Below are 16,675 nucleotides of genomic sequence, written 5' to 3' on the forward strand. Positions count from 1 at the left end.
GGTTGTGCTGGCTTTAAATTGGTGCGTGATTGGTCTGAAATTTGCTGATTTAGTCGGCGAATTGTGCCCGGTAAAAGCTCATGACGGCCGCAATTTGGCGAAAAAACAAATTAAAACAATGATTTGCTTAACTTTAAGGCGGATCGGCAATAACAAAATCAATAGCACTATTTGTGTGCGCATTGCTGAATTGCGCACCATACGAGAGCGTAACAGGAGATGGAATGAACGATACTAACAATGCGGTGGAGACCTTGCTGCAAGGCGCCGACACCCTGTTTATCCTTTTGGGAGCCATCATGGTGCTGGCGATGCACGCCGGCTTTGCCTTTCTCGAAGTGGGAACCGTGCGCCATAAAAATCAGGTAAACGCCCTGGTGAAAATTATGACGGACTTCGGCGCTTCCACTTTGGCGTATTTCTTTGTCGGGTATCATATCGCCTATGGGGTCAACTTCTTCGCCAGCGCCACCGAATTAAGCGTCAACAACGGTTATGAGCTGGTGAAGTTCTTCTTTCTGCTTACTTTCGCGGCGGCGATTCCCGCCATTATTTCCGGCGGCGTTGCGGAGCGCGCCAAGTTTTATCCTATGCTGGTCGCTGCATCAATCTGTGTGGGTGTGGTGTATCCCTTATTCGAGGGGATGGCCTGGAACGGCGCCTTTGGTTTCCAGGACTTCTTGCAAGAGCGCTTTGGCGCTCCTTTTCATGACTTCGCGGGCTCCGTGGTGGTTCACGCTGTGGGGGGCTGGATCGCTTTCGCCGCAGTGTATTTGCTGGGGGTGAGAAATGGTCGCTATCGCAATGGCCAGCTGGTCGCTTTCGCCCCGTCCAACATTCCGTTTCTCGCGTTGGGCGCCTGGATACTGACGGTGGGATGGTTTGGTTTCAACGTGATGTCCGCGCAGACGCTTGGCGGCGTCAGTGGGCTTGTTGCGCTCAACAGTTTGATGGCGATGGTGGGCGGTATCGTCACGTCAATGCTGGTCGGGCGAAAGGACCCCGGATTCATTCACAATGGCCCTTTGGCTGGATTGGTGGCGGTGTGCGCAGGGTCCGATATTATGCATCCGGTTGGCGCGCTTATAACTGGCGCAGTGGCGGGAGCGTTATTTGTATTCCTGTTTGAGTACATGCAAAAACGCCTGCGCAAACTGGATGATGTACTGGGCGTTTGGCCTTTACACGGCGTCTGTGGTTTGTGGGGCGGCGTGGCGGCGGGCATGTTCGGCTTGCAGTCATTCGGCGGCCTTGGCGGCGTCACATTCCTGTCGCAACTGGTTGGCTCGATCACTGGCGCAGCATTAGCATTGATTGGTGGATTTGTGGTCTATGGCGTGGCGAAAAAGCTGTCTGGGCTACGCTTATCAGAAGAAGAGGAGTACCAGGGAGCGGACTTGGCGATTCACCGCATTGGCGCCAACAGTATGGACTGAGTTTTCCGATGCCGGTGGGTATGACGCTGCAAGTCACGCCCGTCGGCGCATAAGGGAACTTCCGACTTTTAATTTATCTACATTCAGCGCAAACTCGATCAGCCTTTCCACTGATCTGGTCCGTTAAAATGGCATGTGCAATAATTGCACACTATAAAACGTTATCAGACTTGACATTCCAGCCTATCAAACGTATGTTTCAAACACTTGTTTGGAGCGGTACGCCAGAAGAATAAACATGTCCCAGTCAGATACAGTTGATCGGATTTTAGATGCTGCAGAGCAGTTATTCGCGGAACGAGGATTCTCGGAAACATCACTGCGGCAGATAACCAGCAAAGCCAAAGTCAATCTGGCTGCGGTAAACTACCATTTCGGTTCCAAGAACGCGTTGATTCAAGCCGTGTTCGCCCGCTTCATTAATCCATTCACCCGCATATTGCGAGATAGACTTCAGGGCGTCGTTGCGGAAAGTCGCAAAGTCGAGCTTGAGGAACTGTTGCAGATCGTCACCTCTTCCGTTATCGATATTCCAGCCAGAAACAGCAAGAGCCTGTCAATTTTCATGCGCCTGCTGGGGTTGGCTTACACGCAGTCGCAAGGGCATTTGCGCAAGTATCTGGAGCAACAGTACTCCACAGAATTCCGTCTGTTCATGCGCCTGTTAAAAGACGCCACGCCGGAGCTTAATGCAGTGGAGCGTTTCTGGCGTATTCAGTTTATGCTGGGCGCCACGGCGTTCACCATGTCTTCCTCCGAAGCATTGGGCAGTATTCTTGAGAAAGAATTGGGCGTCAAAACGCCCGTGATCGGCATCGTCAACCAACTGGTGCCATTTCTGGCCGCAGGCATCAATGCGCCTTCGGATGAGTCGCGCCACACCTCTGCGGAAGCCGCCAGCGCAGGGTAGGTCGGGGGCGGCTGTAAACCCGGCGAGGATGTAATATCCTTGGGGGCTGTCGCCAACCAAACACCTGGAGCTTCATGTCGCTTTCTATTGTCATCTCTGTACCATCGCAAACGTTAACGCTGCTGGATGCGGGCGAAACGGTGGAAGCCTTTTCTGTTTCCACCGCCAAGGCGGGCGTTGGCGAACGCAATGGCAGCGGACAAACGCCCCGTGGCCAACACATCATTCGCGCTAAAATTGGCGCGCAGGCCCCATTAAATGCAGTGTTTCGCGGTCGTCGCTGGACCGGTGAAATTTACTCTCAGGCCCTGGCTGAAACCTATCCTGAGCGCGATTGGATTCTCACGCGCATTCTGTGGTTAAGCGGGACGCAAAAAGGCTTCAATCGCGGCGGCGACGTGGATACCATGCGTCGCTATATCTATCTGCATGGAACCCCAGACTCCGAGCCCATGGGCGAGCCGCAGTCTCATGGCTGTATTCGAATGCGAAATCAAGATATTATCCGGCTTTTTGACCGCGTCGCCCCGGGAACGTCCGTTCTCATCGAAGGCTAAACTGCGCGCGGCCTGAATCCAAACAGCCTGGTACGCGATTTCTTATGAGCAAGACAGCAAAACTGGGTCCTTTGATTATCGATCTTAAGGGGCTGGATGTTAGCGCGGAAGAAAAGGAACTACTGAGCCGGCCTATCGTGGGCGGCGTCATATTCTTCGCACGTAATTACACTGATCCGCAACAGCTGGACGCACTAGTCAGACAAATCCGCGCAATACGACCGGAACTGCTTCTTTGTGTGGATCAGGAAGGGGGACGGGTGCAGCGCTTCCGGGAAGGGCGGACTTTATTGCCGGCCCCAGGAAAACTGCGTGCAAGCTATCAAGAAAATCCAGCAGCGGCCAAAGCAATGGCCACAGAGTTGGGATGGCTCACCGCCGTAGAGCTCAGAGAGCTTGATTTGGATTTCAGCTTCGCGCCGGTGCTGGATGTGGATTACGGCAAAAACAAAGTGATCGCCGACCGCGCTTTCGGCGATACGCCGACGATGGCGGCGGCGTTGGCGCAAGCTTTCTGGCGCGGGATGGGGGAGGCCGGTTGCGCAGGCGTAGGCAAGCACTTCCCGGGACATGGTTTTGTAACGGAAGACACGCATATAGAGAGCGCCCGCGACCCACGTGCTTATGAAGAACTGTTGGGCGCGGATATGCGGCCTTTTATCGAAATGATTGAAGCTGGCATCGAGGCGATGATGCCCGCTCACGTTATTTACCCTGCTTGCGATCCGTCTCCCGCAAGCCAATCCAGTTTCTGGCTCACCCAGGTTTTGCGTGAGCGGCTGCAGTATCAAGGCGCCATTATCAGTGACGATATGGGCATGCAGGGGGCGGATCTGGAGGCTGAGGAAGATGAAAGCGCCAGCGTTGTCAGGGCGTTGCGGGCGGGCTGTGACTTGTTGATGGCGTGCAACAATCCTGAACGTTTACTCAGGGTCGCTGATCAATTGGAGTCCCTGCCTGGCGAGCTACTGTTTCCAGAGGATTCTCTGCGTCGTCGCCACAGTATGCGACGACGTCCTCAGGGGGCGGTGGACCCGGCGAGGCTGGCGCAGGCCCGTGAGCTGGCGCAAAGTCTGCGCCAATAAACACGATGAAATAGCATACTATTAATCAGGCAGACAAATAGCTTCCTTCTATTTGTCTGCAACGACGTGGCTAGCCGCCGCGCAGGCGCATCCATGCGCCTGACTATTAACATGCCAATATCATTGCCATATTAATAACGATAGAGGGGAAGGTTGTGTCCTGGAGTGAAGTGAGTTCTTGGTTGGGGTTTGCCGACGATTCCATGCATTGGATTGTACGGGTGTTTCTCATCGTTTTCGTAACCCTGCTCACCAACTATCTGTGCCATAAGGTGATAGGACGAATTGAGCGTCAGCTAGCGAAAACCCGGAACTTGTGGGATGACACGCTCCTGGACGCCGGCGCCAAGCCGTTTGGAGTATTTATCTGGCTGATCGGGCTTTCCTGGGCGGCGGAAGTGGCGCAGCGGGAAACCGGTGCGGTCGTATTTGAGGCGGTGGACTTTATCCGCGCTATCGGCGTCATCGTGCTGATCATCTGGTTCCTGATCCGCTTCGTCAAAGGCGCAGAAGAAATTCTGGTGTCGCCGGACAAGATGAAGCAACCCATGGACAAGACCACCATGTCGGCGATCAGTAAACTGCTGCGCGCATCCATCATTATTACCGGCGTGCTGGTGATTATGCAGACGCTTGGCTATAGCGTTTCCGGCGTGCTGGCTTTTGGCGGCATCGGCGGTATTGCGGTGGGCTTCGCCGCCAAGGATTTGCTGGCGAATTTTTTTGGCGGCCTGATGATTTATCTGGATCGTCCGTTTTCTGTGGGAGACTGGATTCGTTCGCCGGACAAGAACATCGAGGGAACCGTTGAGCAGATCGGCTGGCGTCTGACCTGTATCCGTACTTTCGACAAGCGTCCGTTGTATGTGCCGAATTCCACGTTCACCACTATCTCGGTGGAGAACCCGTCCCGTATGACCCATCGCCGCATCTATGAAACTATCGGCGTTCGCTATGACGATTTCAGCCAGGTGCCGGCGATCGTAGAGCAGGTGAAAACCATGCTGGCGGAACATGAAGAAATTGATGAAACCCAGACTATGATCGTTAACTTCAATGCGTTTGCGTCGTCGTCTCTGGACTTCTTTATTTATACCTTCACCAAAACCACCAACTGGATTAAATACCACGAGGTCAAGCAGGACGTGCTGATCAAAGTGATGGATATTATTCAGCGGAATGGCGCCGAGGTGGCGTTTCCCACGCAAACGGTACATTTGCCAGACCAACTGAAAGTATTGAAAGAAGCAGAAAGTTTACAAGATCGGAGAGAATGACATGTACGCCATTATTGGAGGCACCGGACTGACTGAGTTGGATGGTCTGGAAATCAAAGGGCAGGACAAAATCGATACGCCTTGGGGCGCGCCCTCTGCGGATATCGTGCGTGCGCAGTTGCAGGGGAGAGAGGTGCTGTTTCTGGCGCGCCATGGCAATCCGCATAGAATCCCTCCTCATGAAGTGAACTACCGCGCCAATATTTGGGCGCTGAGGGAGGCGGGCGCTAAAGGCATACTGGCGGTGAATGCGGTGGGCGGCATTCATCCTGATATGGGCGCCACTCATGTGTGTATTCCTGATCAGGTGATCGATTACACCTACGGACGCGAACACACTTATTTTCAGGGCGACATTGAGCATGTCACCCACATCGATTTCAGCTACCCCTACGATGAAGCGCTGCGCAAGCTGATCTGTGATAAAGCGGAGGCCTTGGGCGTCAAGCACAGTAACTTCGGCGTTTACGGCGCAACGCAAGGGCCCCGTCTGGAGACCGTGGCGGAAATCCGCCGCATGAAACGGGATGGCTGTGACATCGTTGGTATGACGGGAATGCCTGAAGCCGCGTTGGCGCGGGAGCTGGACGTTCCCTATGCCTGTATCTCCCTGGTCGTTAATCCGGCGGCGGGCGTCAGCGAAAATATTATCACCATGGAAGAAATCCATGAGGCGATTGATCAAGGTATGGGGTACGTGAAGCTGCTACTGGCCGGCGCTGGTGGCAGAGAGTTGATTCCAGACTTAATGCGCACCAAATCTTGAAATTAAAAAAAGCGGGGTATTTCCCCGCTTTTTTCGTCACGCCGGCGTTTGAGTCGTGCGCCCTGTATTAGCCTTCCGTTGCGCCGCCGGTTGCGCCTTTCTCGGCTTCATTGTCTTCTTCGCCCGCCAAATCACCCTCCGCTGAGTCTACTGAAGTTTGAATGCGGACATTACGGACCGGGATAATTTTCACCAGCACGCCTACAACGGGATGGTCCAGATAGTGAACCTCGCCGCTGCGCATACGACGTGATTGCCGGTTGCGGTAGCGCGCGACAGGCTCAAGGCCTCTGAAGGTTTCCTCCAGGAAAAGTTCGTCGCTGTCGGGCGCTGTTAGTTTTTCTTCTGGAGCGCTTTGCTGTAATGGCGAGAGCGCACTGGTTGCCCCCGCCTGCTCGGGAAACGGCGTAAACATCTCGTCCATGGCGCCGCCAGGTTGTTTCTGTCTCCATTCCACCAACGACAAATCAATGGTGGTGTGCAGATAGCGAGTGCGAGACAGGTTTACGACCCCTTCGATGCTATAACCTTCACCCAGTCGCTCCGTATCCAAAATACGCACAGGCGTATCGCGGTTATAGGCGAGATTTGAGACCCAGGATTTGTGCCAGACAACCTGATATCCCGAGCGGCGGTCAAGGTTATTGGCGATCCACTTTAACAATACCTGGTTATCGCCAAGCGCCTGTTTTTGCAGACTGCTCAGTGGCGTGAAATCTACAAGAAGCGGTGCTTCAGGATCATAAGCGACGGGATAATATTCGAAATTCTCTTCCCCTTCTGGAACAGGGGTTTTGAACATGATCAGGTCTATCTGGTAAAGCCCTGCATAGGCGCTCAGGCTGGAAGACATGAGTCCGAAAAACAGTGTGAGGTAGAGTGCAACGCTTCGTGCTGAAACAGAGCAACGTTGAGGTGTTCGGCAAAATAGCATTTATTTGGACAACTTCTTTTGTTTTGTGATTTGGAAGGCGTGCGCCAGGGAATAAAAGCCAGGGTGAGTCGATATCGCCGATGGGGCTGGCCATCTATCAACAAACCCTCACAAAGTATACTACATTTCCCCGGCGCCGGGGCCGCCCGGCGGGGTTAAGCGCGGGCGGGAGCGAAGGATTTCAGAAGTTTTTCCACGAATTGCATACGGTCCTCCTTGTCCTCCAATGAGCGAGTGACGCGTAGCTTGGAGCCGCCGTCCAGTTTGTAGTGCTTGGGCTCGCGCTGAATGAGGTTGACCAGCTTGATCGGCTCGATGGTGGTTTTAGCGTTGAATTCGATTACGCCGCCCTTGGCGCCAATATCAATTCTGGCCATGCCCAGCCTGTCGGCGGTCAGTTTCAAATGCGCCTGACGGAACAGGTTTTTGGTCGCGTCAGGCAAGAGACCAAAGCGGTCTATCATCTCAATTTGCATGGACTGTAACGCGTCTTCGTCCTTGGCGCTGGCGATGCGCTTATACAGAATCAGGCGGTTATGGACATCCGGCAGATAGTCGTCGGGGATCAAAGCGGGCAAGCGCAAATTGACCTCACAACCCTGGTCGATAGGCTGGGTGAGATCCAGCTCTTTGCCTTCGCGCATGGCTTTGACGGCGGCGTCCAATAATTGCAGGTAAAGAGTGAAACCTATGTTCTGGATATGCCCGCTTTGCTCCTCGCCGAGCAACTCCCCGGCGCCGCGAATTTCCAGATCGTGGGTGGCGAGGGTGAATCCAGCGCCCAGGTCCTGCGCGCTGCTGATGGCGTCCAATCGCTTTTTGGCGTCCTCAGTAAGGTTGCGTGGCGGCGGGGTCAGCAGGTAGGCGTAGGCCTGGTGATGAGAGCGCCCGACCCGGCCTCGCAACTGGTGCAACTGCGCCAGGCCGAATTTGTCCGCGCGCTCGATGATAATGGTGTTGGCGGAGGGGATGTCGATACCGGTTTCAATGATCGTGGTGCACATCAGCACATTGAAGCGTTTATGGTAAAAATCCGACATGACCCTTTCCAGTTCGCGTTCCCGCATCTGGCCATGGGCGACAGCCACGCGCGCATCCGGAACCATCTCCTGCAGCTCTGAGGCGGCTTTATTAATGGTATTAACTTCGTTATGCAGGAAGAACACCTGACCGCCCCGCAAAATTTCCCGCAGCACGGCTTCTTTGATAATGCTGTTGTTGTGCTCCTGCACGAAGGTTTTAACGGACAGGCGTTTCTCCGGCGGTGTAGCGATAATCGACAAATCGCGCACGCCCTGAAAGGAAAGATTCAGGGTTCGCGGAATCGGCGTCGCGGTCAGGGTGAGTATATCGATGTTGGCGCGCAGAGATTTAACCTTCTCCTTTTGTTGCACGCCAAAACGATGCTCCTCGTCGATGATTAATAAGCCGAGGTTCTTAAACTGGATGTCTTTCTGCAGCAGCTTATGGGTGCCGACGAGAATGTCGACTTTGCCGTCTGATAGCTTGTCTTTGACTTTCTCTATATCGCCGGCGCTGCGAAAGCGAGAGATCAGTTCGATATTGATCGCCGTGTCCGCGAAACGGTCCTGGAAGGACTGAAAGTGCTGCTGCGCGAGCAGAGTGGTGGGCGTCAGTATCGCCACCTGGCGCCCTGCGTGTGCGGCGAGAAATGCGGCGCGCATGGCGACTTCCGTTTTACCGAATCCTACATCGCCGCAGACCAGACGGTCCATGGGGCGAGGCTTCATCATATCCTGCAAAACCGCGTTGATGGCGGTGGCCTGATCTGGCGTTTCTTCAAACGGGAAGGCGGCGGAAAAGGCGCGATAATGCTCGTCCGGCGGCGGGCAGGCGTAACCTGTATGTAGCTCCCGTTTGGCGTAAATTTCCAGCAGTTCCGCTGCGCTGTCTTTGATTTTTTCCGCTGCCTGACGCTTGGCGGCGGACCAGCGATCCGTACCGAGTTTATTGATCGGCGCGAGCTTGTCGTCAAGTCCGGCGTAGCGGGAAATCAGGTGCAGAGAGGAAACCGGCACATAAAGTTTGGCTTCGTTGGCGTATTCCAGCACCAGAAACTCCTGCTTCTGGCCATCCACTTCGAGTGACTGCAAACCTTTGTAGCGGCCGATGCCGTGATCGATATGTACGACCGGCGCATTAAGCTTCAGCTCGGTCAGGTTCTGAATGATGTTTTCCGGGCTTTCCTGCGCCCGCTTGCGCCGTCTACGCTGCAGGACTCTGCCTTCATATAGATCGGCTTCCGCGACAACCAGAATCTGGTTCTCGTTGTCAGCGAAGCCCTTCGCCAGCTCCGCTACTGTAATATTCCATCGCTCGTTAGAATTCAGGCACGCTTCCCAGGACTCCAGCAACGTGAGCGGTCTGCCATGTTCTTTGAACGTGTCCATCAACGCTTGTTGGCGTCCAGCGGATTCAGCACACAGGATGATCTTGTAACCGGTGTCCTGTTGGGCGCAATCAATGGCCTGTAATGGATTCTCTTTCTTGGCGTCCAAGGCCAGATGGGGGAGGGGCGCGAACGGTTTGTCGGACTCCTCGGACTTGGCGCTGAACTGCGCGCGTGGAAACTGCTTCAACCCTTCGAACAGCTCTTCAACCCGCAGATAGATATCCGCCGGAGGTAAAATGGGGCGTTGAATATCGTGGCGCAGATCTTCGTAGCGCTGCTCCAGATCTTTCCAGAAGTGCAGTGCTTTCTCATGTAATCCGTCGTAAAGGGCGAAACAGGCGTCCCTGGCGACATAATCCAGCAGGCTGGCGGTTTCGGTGAAAAATAAAGTGAGGTAATACTCCAGTCCGGGCGTAGCAATACCACGACTGATGTCTTGCAACAACGGGATGTTGCGTGAAGCGCCGGGAAACTTCTCGTAGAAGTTGTCTTTGAACAACTGAATGGAGGCTTCATTAAGGGGAAACTCATGCGCGGGCAGCAGGCTGATTTCATCTACCTGACTGGCGGAACGTTGAGTCTCCGGGTCAAACTGGCGCAGAGTCTCGACTTCCTCATCAAATAAGTCGATACGGAAGGGCGCTTTGGAGCCCATGGGAAATATATCGAGAATCGATCCTCTGACCGCAAATTCGCCATGCTCATAGACGGTATCCACGCAGCGATACCCGGCTTGCTCCAGCTCAGATCTATAACTGTCTATCCTGAGCGGCTGACCTTTACGAAGGATCAGGGTGGAGCGTTGCACAAACTCTTTCGGCGCCAAACGCACCATGATGGTGCTGAGGGGAACGATAAGCAGGCCGCTGGCGCAAGTCGGTAGGTTATGCAGGGTCTGAATACGTTGGGAAATAATGTCCTGGTGAGGCGAAAAAGTATCGTAAGGGAGGGTTTCCCAGTCCGGCAAAGTCAAAATTGGGGGCGTGCTCTCATTTTTTTTCGCATCCCCTAAAAAAAATTTTACCGCCGATTCGAGCTGATCCGCCGAGGGCATATCTGGTGTTATTACCACCAACAGGCGTTTTTGCTCTTTGAGCGCCTGCGCCAGAATGTAAGCGTCTGACTGTCCGACGGCCTGAGGCCAGTACTTGATAGTCGTTGAATTTGAAGGAAGTTGGCGCCGTTCTGTCAACTTTATATCTCCACCTTAAAGTCAAGGGGCATTCTACAATTGTTTCGTAAAATCACAACCAAACCCCGAAAACGTGATAGCCAGTCCACTTGTGTAAGGGCCTCGCAAAGCCCTGGAAAGCGTTAAAAATCAAGGAGCCTAAATTGCTTCGGATGTTTTGAAAAGGGATAATGAGCGCCCGATTTGCGCAGACGAGAGGTGCATGAAAGTGAGTCAAGAAAAATTGGATGCTTGTTTTGGGGAATGGAAGGAACGCGAAACCGTCGCTGAAGCGATGATTCCCCTGATCGGAAGACTGTACAGAAAATATAACGTCATCACATCCATATATGGTCGCCCAATCATCAACCGTTCAGTGATCGGCCTGTTAAAAGCGCACCGCTTTGTGCGTCAGGTGGCTGAACATGAACTGTCCGTGCACAATACTTACCCTATATTAAAGCTGCTGGACGAACTGGAACTTGGGCACGCTCACGTAGATATCGGCAAGCTCGCCATTAAATACGAAAAAATAAAAGACACGGTTGCGCTGGAAGATTTCGTGCGCAGCGAGCTGGACGAAGTGGTTGGGAAATGCGCCGTCGAGGGAAGTATGGGGACTTCCGGGGAAAGCAAAGACGTCGTGTTGTTCGGTTTTGGACGTATCGGTCGGCTACTGGCGAGAATTCTTATCGAGAAAGCCGGCGGTGGAGCGAATCTGCGCCTGCGTGCGATTGTCGTGCGTAAAGGCAATGCGGAAAACGATCTGGAAAAACGCGCCAGTCTGCTGCGTCGCGATTCCGTACATGGTTCTTTCCAGGGTACGATCACCGTGGATGAGAAAGAGTCCGCTATTATCGCCAACGGCAATTACATTCAGGTTATCTATGCGAATAGCCCGGATGCAGTGGATTACACCCAGTACGGCATCGACAACGCCATCGTTATCGACAACACCGGCGTGTGGCGCGATGAAGCGGGCCTGTCCCGTCACTTGGAGTGCAAGGGCGTCAAAGGCGTGCTGTTGACCGCGCCCGGCAAAGGCTCGATCAAGAACATCGTATATGGCATCAACAACCATTTGATCACTGCGGAAGATCGCATTCTTTCGGCGGCGTCCTGTACGACCAACGCCATTACGCCGGTACTGAAAGCGCTGAATGACGAGTACGGCATCAAAGACGGCCACGTTGAAACCGTCCACTCCTACACTAATGACCAGAACCTGATCGATAACTACCACAAAGGCAGCCGCCGCGGACGCAGCGCGCCTCTGAACATGGTTATCACAGAAACAGGCGCCGCCAAGGCTGTCGCCAAAGCGCTGCCCGAGCTGGCTGGTAAGCTGACCGGCAACGCGATTCGCGTACCGACGCCGAACGTTTCTCTGGCTATTCTGAACCTGAATCTGGGGCGCGACACTTCCGTGGAAGAGCTTAACGGCTACCTGCGCGATGTGTCCCTGCACTCCGATTTGCAGAAACAGATTGATTTCGTTAACTCCCCTGAAGTGGTTTCCACTGACTTTGTCGGTTCGCGCCGCGCTGGCGTCGTCGACGCCCAAGCGACCATCGTCAACGGCAATCGCGCCGTGCTGTATGTTTGGTATGACAATGAAGCTGGATACAGTGCCCAGGTAGTGCGCGTAGTGAATCAAATGGCGGGCGTCGCCTATACTGTTTACCCAAAAACCATGGGTTAAAAAATAATCGTAACGTTGGCCGTGAAAGGTTGACCAACCGGTTAGAAAAAGCGGGCCATTGAGCCCGCTTTTTTATGGGCGCGAATGATTTTAAGCGCCAGAATTACTTCGCCTAATACTAAAGTCTAAGTTGGCTGGCCTGCCATATTATCTGGGAAATGCGCTCGAACATTTGTAATTCGATGGTAATAAACCTCAGCGGAGCCGCTTATAGACTGAATTCACTGAAAAAATAGGGGATTGGCCGGAGAAGCTCGCCCGGCGTAGTAGAAAATCCGGATTTGCGTCACTATAATTATGGCGTTTTTTGGTCGGCCATCCTGTGCATCCCTCCAACAAGGGCAATCCTAAATTCCAATCACAAGAGCGCATTCGTGGTGGCTGTAAATCAATTATTCTGATGATTAGGCGGGGCTGATGATCAAGATCAAGAAAGGCTTGGATCTTCCAATAGCCGGAGCGCCTGCACAAGTCATTGAAGACGGTAAACCTGTAACGCAGGTTGCTTTAATCGGATTTGACTACAACGGCATGAAACCTACCATGGAAGTAAAGGTAGGCGATCGTGTCAAGTGCGGCCAGCTTCTATTTACTGATAAAAAAACGGAAGGCGTCCGTTACACTTCGCCCGCGAGCGGAGTTGTTTCAGCGGTGAACCGTGGCGAGCGTAGGGTGTTTCAGTCGATCGTTATCGACATAGAGGGGGACGACAGCGAACAGTTCGCACAGTTCAGCCCCGAGGAACTGCCCAACCTGTCTCGCGAACAAGTTGTTGAAAACCTGGTCGGCTCTGGAGAATGGACCGCGCTGAGAACGCGTCCGTACAGCAAGGCTCCGGCCATTGACGCGGAGCCTCACTCCATCTTTGTGACGGCGATGGACTCCCATCCTCTGAGCGCCGATCCGGCGGTCATTATCAACGAAGCCAAAGCCGACTTTAAAAACGGCTTGGTTGTCTTGGGCAAACTGACCCGCGGCAAAGTCTTCGTATGCGCTCGCGCTGGCGTCAATTACGACCTGCCCAGCGGCTCCAACGCCGTGCAGGAGCAGTTTGACGGCCCTCATCCCGCCGGTCTGGCTGGCACCCATATCCATTACCTTGATCCTGTGAACGCGTCTAAATTTGTGTGGACGATAGGCTATCAGGATGTAATCGCTATTGGTCGCCTGTTCACATCCGGGCGTAAGTCCGTTGAGCGTGTGGTCGCGCTGGCGGGCCCAATGGTCAGTAAGCCTCGTCTGTTGCGCACCCGCACGGGCGCCTCTCTGGCCCAGTTGACGGAAGGCGAGCTGAAATCATCCGACGTGCGTTTGATTTCCGGTTCTGTACTTGGCGGCCGTAATGCAAAAGGCAACGTGTCTTTTCTTGGGCGCTTCGCCAATCAGATTTCCTGCCTTGAAGAGGGCTACAAGCGTGAGTTCATGGGCTGGCTGTCGCCAGGCTCCAATAAGTACTCTTTGCTGAACATTTACCTTTCCAAGCTTAATCCAGGCAAGTTGTTCAACTTCACCACCACTACTAACGGAAGCGAGCGGGCCATGGTTCCCGTTGGTTCGTATGAGAAGGTGATGCCGTTGGACATTCTTCCGACGCAACTACTGCGCTCTCTGGTCGTCGGCGACACAGAGATGGCGCAAAAGCTGGGTTGTCTGGAGCTGGATGAAGAAGACCTTTCCCTTTGCACCTTCGTGTGCCCGGGTAAATACGAATACGGTCCTATTCTTCGCGATAGCCTCACTCGCATTGAGAAAGAGGGTTGATGCATGGGAATGAGAGAATTTCTTGACAAGATTGAGCCGCAATTTGAGAAAGGCGGCAAATACGAAAAGTGGTACGCGCTGTTTGAAGCAGTCGACACCATTTTCTATACGCCTTCCAAGGTAACCTCCGCCAATACGCATGTGCGCGACGGCGTTGACTTGAAGCGTATCATGATCACCGTGTGGTTCTGCGTATTCCCCGCCATGTTTTTCGGCATGTACAACGTGGGGTACCAGTCCAATACCTATCTCGCCGCCAACGGTCTGACAATGGACATGGACTGGCATGGCGTCATTATCGCCATGCTGGCGGGCAATGACGCCGCGAGTATTTGGGATAACTTCATCTATGGCGCGGTTTACTTCCTGCCTATCTACGCTGTCACCTTCGTTGTAGGCGGCTTCTGGGAAGTCGTATTTGCGACCATCAGAAAGCATGAAGTCAATGAAGGCTTCTTTGTTACCTCTATTCTGTTCGCTTTGGTATGCCCGCCGACCATTCCCTTGTGGCAGGTGGCTCTGGGCATCAGCTTCGGCGTCGTGATTGGTAAAGAAGTTTTTGGCGGTACAGGTAAGAACTTCCTGAACCCTGCTTTGACGGGTCGTGCGTTTTTGTACTTCGCCTATCCGGCGCAGATCTCTGGCGACGCCGTCTGGACTGCGGTTGATGGCTTTAGTGGCGCTACGCCCTTGAGCGTCGCGGCTTCAGGCGGAATGGACGCGCTTAACACCAGCATCACTTGGATGGACGCCTTCCTGGGGTTCCAGCAGGGGAGCGTAGGTGAAACCTCCACTCTGGCGATTTTAATAGGCGGCGCTGTGCTATTGGTTATGGGGATTGCATCCTGGCGTATTGTCGCTGGTGTTTTCCTGGGAATGGCGGCGACGGCCACATTGTTGAACATGATTGGCTCTGACACCAACCCGATGTTCCAGGTGCCTGCGCACTGGCATTTTGTGTTGGGCGGCTTTGCGTTCGGCATGATGTTTATGGCGACTGACCCTGTTTCCGCTTCCATGACCAATACCGGTAAATGGGCGTTCGGTATATTAGTGGGTTTGATGACGGTGCTGATTCGCGTGATCAACCCGGCCTTCCCCGAAGGCATCATGTTGGCGATTTTGTTCGCGAACCTGTTTGCGCCGTTTATCGACCATCTGGTGGTTCAGGCCAATATCAAACGGAGGCTGGCGCGTGTCTAAGTCAAATGATTCCATTCAAAAGACGGTCATCGTCGCGCTGGCGCTGTGTATCGTCTGTTCGATTTTCGTATCCGCCTCAGTTGTTCTGCTGAAGCCGATACAGGTTCAAAATAAAACATTGAACCTGAAGGAAAATATTCTGCGCGCCGCAGGTATGTTGAGTGCGGCTCCCACCAAGAAAGAGGTTGAGGAGAAATTTGCGCAAATCACCCCCAAAATCGTCGATCTTGACACAGGTAAGTATGTAGAGCCTAAAGACATCGGTTTTGAGAGCGTAGATGCGTTTGATCAGAAAAAATCCTCCCAAAACCCTGCGCTTTCCAAAGTGTTGCCGTCAGGTGAAGACCTGGCCGGGATCAAGCGTCGTGAGCGCTACGCGAAAGTGTATCTGGTTAAGGAAGGCGATAAGCTGACCCGGGTGATTCTGCCCATAAAAGGTTATGGTCTGTGGTCCACCCTGTACGGCTTCCTTGCTCTGAAGGCGGACGGCGACAGCGTGGTCGGGCTTGGCTTCTATGAGCATGGCGAAACGCCTGGCCTGGGTGGAGAAGTGGATAATCCCAACTGGAAATCGCAGTGGCCTGGTAAAGAAGTCTATGACGACAACTTTGATGTAGCCGTGCGATTGGTGAAAGGGGGTGTGAATCCGTCGGCGTCCGACGCTAAGTACTCTGTGGACGCCTTGTCTGGCGCCAGTCTCACCAGCCGTGGCGTAGAAAATCTGCTCCACTATTGGTTGAGCGAGAGCGGGTTCAAAACGTATTTGGAAAGGGTAAGATCCGGGGAGGCAGGAAATGTCTGACGCAACGCCGAAGAAGGTTCTTCTAGAGCCAATTTTCTCCAACAACCCGATTGCTTTGCAGATCCTGGGCATCTGCTCTGCTTTGGCGGTAACGACCAGTTTGCAGTTGTCGCTGGTTATGGCTATCGCCGTATCGCTGGTAACCGCTTTTTCAAGCTTTTTTATCGCAATGATCCGTTCACATATTCCGAGCAACATCCGGATTATCGTGCAGATGACTATCATCGCTTCACTGGTAATTGTGGTGGATCAGGTGCTGAAAGCGTACGCGTACGAAATCAGTAAGCAGCTCTCGGTATTTGTTGGTTTGATTATCACCAACTGTATCGTAATGGGGCGTGCGGAAGCTTTCGCTATGCAGAATGGCCCAGTGTTGAGCTTTTTGGACGGGATTGGCAACGGCGCTGGATACGGCGCTATTTTGCTGATCGTCGCCACAGTTCGCGAACTGTTCGGCGCTGGTAAGCTGTTCGGTGCGGAAATCCTGCCGACTGTAGCTAATGGCGGGTGGTATCAGCCGAACGGTCTGCTGCTGTTGCCTCCAAGCGCATTCTTTATCATCGGTTTGATCATCTGGGGCTTGCGTTCCTGGAAGAAAGAGCAGGTGGAAGCGCCGGAGTACAAGCTTTCCGCGCACAAAGTTAAGGAGGCGTTTTAA

General features: G+C 53.5%; 13 protein-coding genes. 11 read left to right on the forward strand and 2 right to left on the reverse strand.

Going from position 1 to position 16,675, the window contains the following annotated elements:
• Window positions 1-224: 224 nt before the first annotated feature.
• The 6 genes from HCH_RS12095 to HCH_RS12120 all read left to right on the forward strand — a co-directional run bounded on the left by HCH_RS12095 (window position 225) and on the right by HCH_RS12120 (window position 6,031).
• Complete coding sequence (locus tag HCH_RS12095) at window positions 225-1,436, forward strand: ammonium transporter (protein ID WP_011396533.1); 1,212 nt, start codon at window positions 225-227, stop codon at window positions 1,434-1,436.
• A gap of 238 nt (window positions 1,437-1,674) precedes the next feature.
• The gene (locus HCH_RS12100) at window positions 1,675-2,346 is read left to right on the forward strand and encodes a TetR/AcrR family transcriptional regulator (RefSeq protein WP_011396534.1); all 672 of its coding nucleotides are present in this window, start codon (window positions 1,675-1,677) and stop codon (window positions 2,344-2,346) included.
• A 74-nt stretch (window positions 2,347-2,420) separates the two neighbouring features.
• Window positions 2,421-2,903 carry a L,D-transpeptidase gene (locus HCH_RS12105; protein ID WP_011396535.1) on the forward strand — a complete coding sequence of 161 codons (483 nt, stop codon included), beginning with the start codon at window positions 2,421-2,423 and terminating at the stop codon, window positions 2,901-2,903.
• A 44-nt stretch (window positions 2,904-2,947) separates the two neighbouring features.
• Entirely contained in the window at window positions 2,948-3,988 is a 1,041-nt protein-coding gene (gene nagZ / locus HCH_RS12110; protein ID WP_011396536.1) for a beta-N-acetylhexosaminidase, read from the forward strand.
• A 155-nt stretch (window positions 3,989-4,143) separates the two neighbouring features.
• The gene (locus HCH_RS12115) at window positions 4,144-5,265 is read left to right on the forward strand and encodes a mechanosensitive ion channel family protein (protein WP_011396537.1); all 1,122 of its coding nucleotides are present in this window, start codon (window positions 4,144-4,146) and stop codon (window positions 5,263-5,265) included.
• 1 nt (window position 5,266) lies between these two features.
• Window positions 5,267-6,031: an S-methyl-5'-thioinosine phosphorylase gene (locus tag HCH_RS12120; protein ID WP_011396538.1), complete on the forward strand. Its 765-nt coding sequence runs from the start codon at window positions 5,267-5,269 to the stop codon at window positions 6,029-6,031.
• A gap of 67 nt (window positions 6,032-6,098) precedes the next feature.
• Here HCH_RS12120 and HCH_RS12125 read toward each other — a convergent pair whose 3' ends face one another.
• Window positions 6,099-6,965, reverse strand: a complete 867-nt coding sequence (locus HCH_RS12125; RefSeq protein ID WP_011396539.1) for a peptidoglycan binding protein CsiV — start codon at window positions 6,963-6,965, stop codon at window positions 6,099-6,101.
• Between the two features lie 155 nt (window positions 6,966-7,120).
• Window positions 7,121-10,570 carry a transcription-repair coupling factor gene (gene mfd, locus HCH_RS12130; protein WP_011396540.1) on the reverse strand — a complete coding sequence of 1,150 codons (3,450 nt, stop codon included), beginning with the start codon at window positions 10,568-10,570 and terminating at the stop codon, window positions 7,121-7,123.
• Between the two features lie 208 nt (window positions 10,571-10,778).
• Here mfd and HCH_RS12135 point away from each other — a divergent pair, with 208 nt between their 5' ends.
• The 5 genes from HCH_RS12135 to HCH_RS12155 all read left to right on the forward strand — a co-directional run bounded on the left by HCH_RS12135 (window position 10,779) and on the right by HCH_RS12155 (window position 16,675).
• Entirely contained in the window at window positions 10,779-12,251 is a 1,473-nt protein-coding gene (locus tag HCH_RS12135; protein ID WP_011396541.1) for a glyceraldehyde-3-phosphate dehydrogenase, read from the forward strand.
• A gap of 417 nt (window positions 12,252-12,668) precedes the next feature.
• Window positions 12,669-14,012: a Na(+)-translocating NADH-quinone reductase subunit A gene (locus HCH_RS12140; RefSeq protein ID WP_011396542.1), complete on the forward strand. Its 1,344-nt coding sequence runs from the start codon at window positions 12,669-12,671 to the stop codon at window positions 14,010-14,012.
• 3 nt (window positions 14,013-14,015) lie between these two features.
• Window positions 14,016-15,215, forward strand: coding sequence for an NADH:ubiquinone reductase (Na(+)-transporting) subunit B (locus HCH_RS12145; protein WP_011396543.1), 1,200 nt, complete (start codon window positions 14,016-14,018; stop codon window positions 15,213-15,215).
• Window positions 15,208-16,017: a Na(+)-translocating NADH-quinone reductase subunit C gene (locus HCH_RS12150; protein ID WP_011396544.1), complete on the forward strand. Its 810-nt coding sequence runs from the start codon at window positions 15,208-15,210 to the stop codon at window positions 16,015-16,017. Before HCH_RS12145 ends, HCH_RS12150 begins: the two co-directional genes overlap by 8 nt.
• Entirely contained in the window at window positions 16,010-16,675 is a 666-nt protein-coding gene (locus tag HCH_RS12155; RefSeq protein WP_011396545.1) for an NADH:ubiquinone reductase (Na(+)-transporting) subunit D, read from the forward strand. The genes HCH_RS12150 and HCH_RS12155 overlap by 8 nt, the downstream gene beginning before the upstream one ends.

This window comes from Hahella chejuensis KCTC 2396 (assembly GCF_000012985.1).
GTDB lineage: Bacteria > Pseudomonadota > Gammaproteobacteria > Pseudomonadales > Oleiphilaceae > Hahella > Hahella chejuensis.